The organism is Marisediminitalea alba (genome assembly GCF_002993365.1).
Classification (GTDB): domain Bacteria; phylum Pseudomonadota; class Gammaproteobacteria; order Enterobacterales; family Alteromonadaceae; genus Alteromonas; species Alteromonas alba.
This window is the reverse complement of record NZ_PVNP01000185.1, coordinates 1-7,425: the sequence shown is the minus strand read 5'-3', so window position 1 is coordinate 7,425 and position 7,425 is coordinate 1. Positions and strand designations below refer to the sequence as shown.

The window sequence follows — 7,425 nt, the reverse complement described above, 5'->3', positions numbered from 1 at the left end:
CTCTGTTATCAACTGTGAGACGCTATCAGTGCCTTTCAGCAGCTTCTCAACATAACGGGTTTGACTATCTGTTAAGTGTTCTAACTCGGCTATAAGCTTTGTAAATTGTGCTGGGATCATGATCAACCCTCAATAACTGTATTCATATACAGTATAGCAACAATTTAGCAGAACATAGCCTTCTTTTTACTGCCTCTCTATCTTTTGAAGAGCTAAAAAAACTCTCCGAGTAATTTTTTACGTGTGTATTTTCAGGCTCCGATCTACTGTTAGTGTCAGCTTGTACGGAAAACTGTAACACGGAACGAAATACAGAGTCTTTAAACGCTTCTTCTATCGTTTCGACCAGTTTTTCCAACTTTTCTTCTAGCTTTTCCTGCAGCATCTCCTCAGGATCATGAGTTTCATGAGGTTTGACTGCTTTGCCATCTCTCCCAGGTTTGGGGTTGATTAGGTGAGCTCGCTGCTCAGTTATATATAGATCTTTCGCATACAGAAGAACGGCTGCACATGCTCTTTTAGTATCAGATATAGAGCGTGTAAGTCGGGAGTTCAAATCTGAGATACGTTCAACATGTTCTTCCCATAAGCGAATTTGTTCCCGTATAGAGTCATTGAGTTGAGTATTCTTGGCGATACCAGCAATCCGAATTGCGACGACCGCGCCGGCGAAGCCCAGGGCCCAGCCACCAAGTGCGTCAAATAGGCCAGTATCTTCTTGCGATAAGTCAGGTCTCATTAACTCGGTGGGAAGTAATTGAAATTTGATAGTCAACCAAAACAGGGCAAAAGTGAAAGTACCGAAAAATAATGTCAGTATGATTAGTTCGCTAACAGGCCCAAACAAGACCCTTCTAAGCCAGCTTGCTGGATTAACCTTTGTATTGGTATTGCTCATTAGATACCACCTTGGCTTCTATCATCAGCACCGTTGGACAGAATTTCTTCAATTGCCTTTCTCTGATCTTCTGTTATGCCACCAAGTTTGTCTTTAATCGAATCAATCCACTGATGGTTCTCAGATTCGGCTTTATAGTTATCGATGAGGCCCTTTAGCTTCACTTCAGCAGCTTCACTATCCTTCAGCATTAGTGAAAACAATTCATCATAAGTACGTTCTGTGAATTGCAAAATAAAAGTCACAAGGCGGTGTATCTGTGTGGTGTGTAACGTCCCTTTACCGAGCGGAATATCGATAGATATTTTTAGTTCGCCGTCTCTTGGATCCAGTGACATGGACAAAAACTTATATTCAAACTGAAACCAGGCTATTGCCATACTTATTAAGCTGTATTCCGTTTTATTCAGATCAAATTCATAAAGCCACGGGGTTTCAAAACGCAGTAGGTCGCTATCTGAGTAGTTTATGACTATTCGAAGGCTGGCATCTCCCTTAATGTTGATGTAACTGTCTGTGGAAAAACCAAAGATAAACCGCTGTTTGTCTTCATCGTGTTTGAAGGAATAATCCTTCTCCTCGAGATATTGCTCTACCGCATCAGCAATTGATTGTGGGGCGTCGACTCCGGTGGTTGAATCTTCGACCTGCAGTGCTTGCTCCGGTGCATTCTCGACAGTTTCATGTGCCGTTTTTACAACACCGAGTAAAACGGCTTCGGCATTATCTAAAATAGCGTCGAATTGTTGCTCAAAGCTTCCGCTTTCTTCGCCAGAGGCATCATAAACGACGGCGAACCCGTCCTCGTCTATCATTATGACCAAACCGGCTTCTTCATTTTTTTGCTGAATCTGTTCTTTATCTTTCAGGCGCAGAAATTTTTGTGCTAACTCTGTAAGCGGACTTTCGCTGTAAAGGTTGTAAAAGAGGTGGACCTTATTCTCATTACCATACATTCTGATCGAAATAGGTAATGTGTTTTCTTCTTTTTGACGAGAGATAATAAATGGCTGCTGTGAGGTAACAGACCAGTTTTCTTTTTGGTCTGCGATGCGGGTAAGAAGCTCGCGGTATTCTTGTGTTGAACTCATTAGTGACTCCTTTCAAAAACTACAAATACGTCGTCAACTGACTACAAGTAAGGGTATATTAATAGCGATAAGTACGAACTTATCTACCACATTAGGTTGTCATTTAAATAGAAAAGTATCACTAATTCAATAGTATAATTAATTGAATTAACTACCAGGGCCAGACTTTTGCAGAACTATTGCTATTAAATCTACAGGCGCCATGCCACTATAATAACTACTCTCAGTTCATGTATTACAGGGATCGTTTACCTTGAGAACGCTGTTACTTTTTGCGAAATATATCGCGCTTGAAGAAAGCCAAAAAAAGATTGATTTAGACCACGTCGCGGCGTCTTTTTTATGCCTGAAACCTTTTGCCAAAGATCATTCGGCCCCCCTGTTTGGGGAACTTCAAAACAGGTTTAAGTCGGTTGATATTGGCGAAGAGTTTATAGCAGATCGTTATAAAAACGACCTGAGTAGCGTGTTGCTCAGCTATATGGCTGAGAAACCGGTTTTACCTTTTTCTGACCAGGTTTGTTCTTTTTTACAAGAGCTTCGTCCAGCCGCTTCTAATGATGATTGGGTATCAGTTACCGAAATATTTGTTTTACCTGAGATGGCTGTTGATTACCGGGAAAGCCTGAAACAACTTGAACAGCTCAAAAAGGCCTTATGTGAAGAAGTAGTCGGTCAGGAGCATGCAATTGAAGACCTGATTGACAGTATGTCGAAAGCCGTATGGCAGCCACAGCAAAACAGGCCTCAGGGAGTGTTTTTCTTTGCGGGACCTCCGGCATCGGGAAAAACGTTTTTAGCGGAACGCTTTGCTCATCATTTGAAGGATGAATATCAGTATCGTGCATTTGATATGACTCAATATTCCAATGCTAACGAGAGTTTTGGCTTAGTCGGAGCGAAGAAAACCTATGATGACTCTGCGCCAGGTGAGCTGACGACTTTTGTTGAGAAATTTCCGAAATCGATCATTGTTTTTGATGAGTTTGAGAAGGCTCACACCCAGGTACTATTATCTTTGCTTCGAATGCTCTCTGCCGGCTTTTTGACAGACGAATTCACTCAAAAAGATATTGATTTCCGCAATACTATAATTGTTTTTACGTCGAATCTTGGTGGGACTGTTTATAATAAGCCGGATTACCTTAAAACTATAGTGGACCAGCCTGTGCAAGCCCGGGCTGCAATGCTCTCGCACCTGCGAAACGAAACTAAAATCGAACGAAGTCACGAAGTAAAAGCGATACCACCAGAGCTACTTTCCCGCCTATCCCAGGGCAGTATTATATTGTTTCGTTCACTGGGCGTTAACGAGTTAATGCTGTTATCTGGCAAACAGTTGAATCGCGAATTAAGCTTTTTCACTCAAAAAAGTAAAATCGATTTTCTGCCCTATGAAAGTGATTTAACTCGTCTGTTATTATTCACATTTGCGCCGTTTTTTGATGTGCGTGATATCAAATCGAATATCACTGCAAAAGTGGTTGATCCAGTAACTGACTTTATCAGAGCCCATCCTGAATCGGACTTTGACCAAGTTCAGATTACATTAGGCGCAGATATAAAAGACATGCTGGCCAATAATGAACTTTCTGAGCATTTCGATGCGTTAACGTTACGCGGAGAAGTGTTGTACATGGAAGCATCATGTCGTGCGAACGAACAGGTACTGATATTAACTTACTCCAATCCAAAGCAAGAATTACTCTTACATGTGGATGATGTGGAAGCTGATGGCGGTATTATATTGGATATGCCTGATGTTGGCTTTGACGACATCGCTGGCCATGACGTCGTGAAACAGCGCTTACTGGAGACAGTCAGAATTTTAAATCACCGGGAACAACTTGAGCATGCTGGTGTAGAGCCTCCTAAAGGCATGGTGTTGTTTGGTCCCCCGGGAACGGGAAAAACTATGTTGGCGCGAGCACTCGCCAGTGAGGCTGGCCTGCCAATAGCAACCTGTTCAGGTACTGATCTGCTGTCTGATAATTTTATAAAGGAGCTGTTCATTCGAGTTAGGAAATACGCACCTTGTATATTATTTATAGATGAGATTGATGCATTGCCGAAGCGAGGTGAAGCCGGGCCTGGAGCTGACGCGTTAATGAATCGTTTGCTGACTGAGATTGATGGATTTAGTAAAAATAAAGGCGCGGTTTTTATTGTCGCGGCTACCAATCGGCTGGATAAGCTTGATGAAGCATTATTACGTTCCGGAAGGCTTGATCTTCATGTCCATGTTCCATTTTTGGATAAAAATGCCCGGCGCTGGTTTATAGAAAAGTTCTTGCAGTTAGATGTTTACGAAGAGGCTATAGACGTTGATTTAATTGTTTCTTTAACAGCTGGTATGAGTGGTGCAGATTTAGAAAAAGTGCATCGAGAGACAGTGCTTCAGGCTCTAAGTAAGAATACTGGCAAAATTGGTCAAAGTACGTTACTGGAAGAAATTAATATTCTTAAATATGGCGCTAAACGGACACTTGATAAGTGCGCAAAAATGCTGGCAGAAACCGCCTTTCATGAGGCTGGTCATGCGGTTATCTCAAAAGTTCTGATGCCAGAAAGAATTATAGAACAAATAAGTATTGTGCCCAGAGAACAAGCTTTAGGAATGGTGGCCTACAACAGGGAACAAGAAATTGATTACACGAAAGCTTTTTGGTTCTCGCAGACATGTGTAGCGTTAGCTGGTCGAGCGGCCCAGGTAAAACAGTTCGGAGATGAAGGATTAGATACCGGTGCCAGCAGTGATTTGAGGCAGGCCATGTGGTCTGCCTGGAATCCTGTTGCCAAATACGGAATGCATCCCGATAGTTACAACTTAGACACCACTGTGTTACATGAATGGAGCCGTGAAGTTCACTTCAAATCTCAGACTGAAAAGTTAGTCAAAGAGTGGCTGGAGGAAGCAACCCTGAAAACTGATCAATTAGTTGACCAATACTGGGAGCAAATAAGCAAGGTTGCACAAGCTTTACTGGAAGAAGAAGTGTTATCAGAAGCGCAATTTAAGTCGTTAATAGAGTAGAACAGTAAAAGTGGAACAAGTTCTATTTTTTGAGGCTTTGATAAACCGATATCCAATCATCAACGCTCACTTTGCTGACCAACTCGCCAATTAAGTTGTAGGGAATGTGTTTGGGGTTTTTAAAACGGATACAACTTTTACCCATATCCAGCTTAGTAGGTACCGCTTCGGCGTAACGGACCCGAAACCAGCTTTCGAGCTCAGGCATTGCATAAATGCCCATATGATAAAAGCCATAATGGCTTTTCTGTGCCGCCAGGTTCATAAAGGGTAATGGCAATTCTGGGTTGCAATGATAACCGGCAGGGAACAGTTGATGGGGCACCACATAGCCAATCATGTTTTAGTTGATGCATTCGCTAAATCTGGCTGGCAGGTTATCCAGTATTGTCTGGCGTAACTGTGATATTACCCGCTGCTTTTCCACGGGTAGGGCGGTAATGTACTGGTCTACCGATGTGTAACTCTGTGCGTCGGACATAGTCGCTCCTGGCTAACTTAGGTTAGATTGCTTAACCACTATGCCTTAAAGGTTGTCCTGATTACCAGCAAGGTGTTGCAGGAATTGGAATGCCTGTCGAGGGCTCATGGTTTCCGGCAGGAACTCAGTCTGGCCCATCTCTTTGAGCAATTTAGTAAACTCGGCACTGCCGCCGGCGTAGCCCATTTTCCACTGTTTGAAAATAGGGGCGGTGATTTCCTCATAGCTGATAATAGTGATTTCGTCATGGCGGGGGTCATCAGCAATATCCAGGTAAAGCTCGTTAACGGCGCTGCGTTCGCCTTCCAGCGCCTGCAAAAAATATTGTTGTTCGTAAGAAAGCATACCGCAAATGCCCTCGGCCTGATTGTTACGGCGGGCGGTGTCGAGAATGGATTTCAGATCGCTAAGTGACATTTCCCGCGAGGCATGGCTGTAGTACACCAATCTCACTAACTTCATTTTTACTTTCCTTTTTTCTAAACTGCGTAATTGTTTGCGTAACTGCAGGCAACGACTATCTTTCAAATATAGCAGAGTTTTCAGAAACGGTAGTGTTGGGTAAATGTATGGAAAATCCAGTGTTTTTGGTTGGTCAGAGTCCAGACTTAGCGGCATTTTTGCCGGATAACACAATGCACTGCGAAAAATTAACCAGCCTGAGAAACGCTAAAAAGACACTGCGCAGTTGTAAGCCCTCACTGGTTATACTCTGTGTAGGCTCCGATGATGATATTTCCCTCTGTCAGTCGGTAGCCCAGTATATTCGTCAGGGGCTGGTTAACCAGGATACCCGTATCATTCTTATGCATAACCCCACTCAGCAACTGGACGAAGTAGTCTGGCTGGAAGAGTACCAAATCAATGCCTGTTTAACGGCGTCTGAAGCGAAAGCCAAGTTTAATGCCAGTGTGCTCAAACGGGAGCTGGCCACTTTTGAGTATATTGAAAACACCTACCGTCAGCACGATGCAGAAACAGAATTGCTGGTGTGTATCACACGCTTTTCACGAGGCGACGAAAAGCTCACGGCGCTGCTTTCAACCTTCTCAAATGCGCTGGCGAGATTATGCCATGCCCACTGCAGTTTCGAAATTTACCTGGAAAACACATCGCGTTTTCGGGTGCGCGGTTCCGATACTGCCAGCAACGATCTGGCAAAAACTATGCAGGCATTGTTATCAGAGGGCGGGCTGCCGGCCAGCCTTGCTCAGGCCATTGAGGAACAGCACCCACAAATTCACCTGCTCGATGAAAGCGGCGGGCTGGAGCCGGTTACTCAGCTTATAACAACTCGTATTGGCAGTTATCTGGCTTTCCCTATCGTGGTGTATAAACGGGTAGTATGTTTATTGCTTTACCTGATCCCCGAACAGGAGATGGATAGGGTTTCCATGAAGCAGATTACGATTATCAATAAGGCCGCCGAGCAGCTTACGGTGTTGTTAGAGCGCAAACAGGCTGAGTCGAGCCTGAAGAAACAATATACCCGTCTGCGGGATACGCTGCTGGAGCTTAAATCCACTAAACAGGCATTGGCACACAACGAAAAGCTCGCCAGTATCGGGCGTATGGCAGCGGGCATCGCTCACGAAATTAATAATCCACTGTCATTTGTGATCAGCAACTTCTCCTCAATGGATAGCTATCTGGATAACATTATTCAGTTGCAGTCCATGCAGAGTGAGCTGTTAACTGCCATAGACATTCAGCAGGATCAAAAAGCGGCTCATCTCAAACAAAGTCTCAGTGAATTTGAGGAGCAGGCGGGTATACCGTTTATTTTGGAAGATATCAGAGCAATCGTCGCTGATTCTTTTAATGGTCTGCAACGGGTTAAAAATATCATTAGCGACTTACGCTCTTTTTCTCATAATCAGACCGGAGAAAAAGAGGTTTGTGATTTCTCTGTGCTGCTGGA

6 protein-coding genes and 2 pseudogenes are annotated in these 7,425 nt (G+C 43.7%); 2 read left to right on the top strand and 6 right to left on the bottom strand.

The window, feature by feature from the left end; all coding sequences use genetic code 11:
- The 3 genes and pseudogenes from C6Y40_RS16315 to C6Y40_RS16305 form a co-directional block, all read right to left on the bottom strand.
- A pseudogene (locus C6Y40_RS16315) lies at nt 1-120 on the bottom strand (IS1595 family transposase); the annotation flags it as partial.
- Between the two features lie 22 nt (nt 121-142).
- Entirely contained in the window at nt 143-898 is a 756-nt protein-coding gene (locus C6Y40_RS16310; protein ID WP_105935483.1) for a hypothetical protein, read from the bottom strand.
- Nucleotides 898-1,989: a hypothetical protein gene (locus C6Y40_RS16305; RefSeq protein ID WP_105935482.1), complete on the bottom strand. Its 1,092-nt coding sequence runs from the start codon at nt 1,987-1,989 to the stop codon at nt 898-900. The genes C6Y40_RS16310 and C6Y40_RS16305 overlap by 1 nt, the downstream gene beginning before the upstream one ends.
- A 253-nt stretch (nt 1,990-2,242) precedes the next feature.
- Here C6Y40_RS16305 and C6Y40_RS16300 point away from each other — a divergent pair, with 253 nt between their 5' ends.
- Complete coding sequence (locus C6Y40_RS16300) at nt 2,243-5,023, top strand: AAA family ATPase (protein WP_105935481.1); 2,781 nt, start codon at nt 2,243-2,245, stop codon at nt 5,021-5,023.
- A gap of 22 nt (nt 5,024-5,045) precedes the next feature.
- Here the strand turns inward: C6Y40_RS16300 and C6Y40_RS16295 are convergent, their stop codons facing one another.
- The 3 genes from C6Y40_RS16295 to C6Y40_RS16290 are packed head-to-tail and all read right to left on the bottom strand — an operon-like array spanning nt 5,046 to nt 5,966.
- The gene (locus C6Y40_RS16295; RefSeq protein WP_020745968.1) at nt 5,046-5,363 is read right to left on the bottom strand and encodes a DUF1801 domain-containing protein; all 318 of its coding nucleotides are present in this window, start codon (nt 5,361-5,363) and stop codon (nt 5,046-5,048) included.
- Between the two features lie 3 nt (nt 5,364-5,366).
- On the bottom strand, nt 5,367-5,504 hold the full coding sequence (locus C6Y40_RS25040; RefSeq protein ID WP_198033587.1) for a hypothetical protein: 138 nt from the start codon (nt 5,502-5,504) through the stop codon (nt 5,367-5,369).
- A 45-nt stretch (nt 5,505-5,549) separates the two neighbouring features.
- A complete protein-coding gene (locus C6Y40_RS16290; protein ID WP_024024473.1) occupies nt 5,550-5,966 on the bottom strand; it encodes a BLUF domain-containing protein in 417 nt (138 codons plus the stop codon).
- 107 nt (nt 5,967-6,073) lie between these two features.
- Here C6Y40_RS16290 and C6Y40_RS16285 point away from each other — a divergent pair.
- A pseudogene (locus C6Y40_RS16285) lies at nt 6,074-7,425 on the top strand (hypothetical protein); the annotation flags it as partial.

Coding starts and splice junctions, on each gene's coding strand:
- C6Y40_RS16295 (WP_020745968.1), bottom strand. CDS start 5,363: ATGATTGGCTATGTGGTGCCCCATCAACTGTTCCCTGCCGGTTATCAT.
- C6Y40_RS16310 (WP_105935483.1), bottom strand. CDS start 898: ATGAGCAATACCAATACAAAGGTTAATCCAGCAAGCTGGCTTAGAAGG.
- C6Y40_RS25040 (WP_198033587.1), bottom strand. CDS start 5,504: ATGTCCGACGCACAGAGTTACACATCGGTAGACCAGTACATTACCGCC.
- C6Y40_RS16305 (WP_105935482.1), bottom strand. CDS start 1,989: ATGAGTTCAACACAAGAATACCGCGAGCTTCTTACCCGCATCGCAGAC.
- C6Y40_RS16290 (WP_024024473.1), bottom strand. CDS start 5,966: ATGAAGTTAGTGAGATTGGTGTACTACAGCCATGCCTCGCGGGAAATG.